Origin of the sequence: Duganella violaceipulchra (assembly GCF_019166075.1) — a bacterium.
Lineage (GTDB): Bacteria > Pseudomonadota > Gammaproteobacteria > Burkholderiales > Burkholderiaceae_D > Rugamonas > Rugamonas violaceipulchra.
The window spans coordinates 1-340 of the sequence record NZ_JAHTGR010000160.1 but is presented as its reverse complement, the minus strand read 5'-3'; the positions used below and the strand labels follow the sequence as shown (position 1 = coordinate 340).

At 62.1% G+C, this 340-nt stretch carries 1 protein-coding gene; it reads right to left on the bottom strand.

All coding sequences use genetic code 11. From position 1 onward, the window contains the following. The coding region (locus tag KVP70_RS33485; RefSeq protein WP_217946739.1) for an AMP-binding protein at positions 1 to 340 on the bottom strand (340 nt) is incomplete at both ends.

The following is a 340-nucleotide window of genomic DNA, read 5'->3' as shown; positions in this document are numbered from 1 at the left end:
ATGAAACCGGTCTTGTGTCGCTGCAAATAGACGTAACACATTTTCGTGCTGAACCATCACCCCCTTGGGCATCCCGGTCGAGCCCGAGGTATAGATCACATACGCCAGGTGCCGCGCCGTCAAGCCCTGCTGCGCCGGGTCGGGATTGTGCGATGTTTGACGCGCCATGGCCGCGCCGTCTTCCTCTCCGTCGAGCAGCAGCACCGGTATCGTCAATCCCGCTTCGGCCGCAGCCGGCAGGCGCTCTTGCATGCCCGTCTGCGTCAGCAGCGCCACCGGCATACTGTCTTGTAACATGTATGCCAGACGCTCCTGGGGATAGCTCGGGTCGAGCGGCACA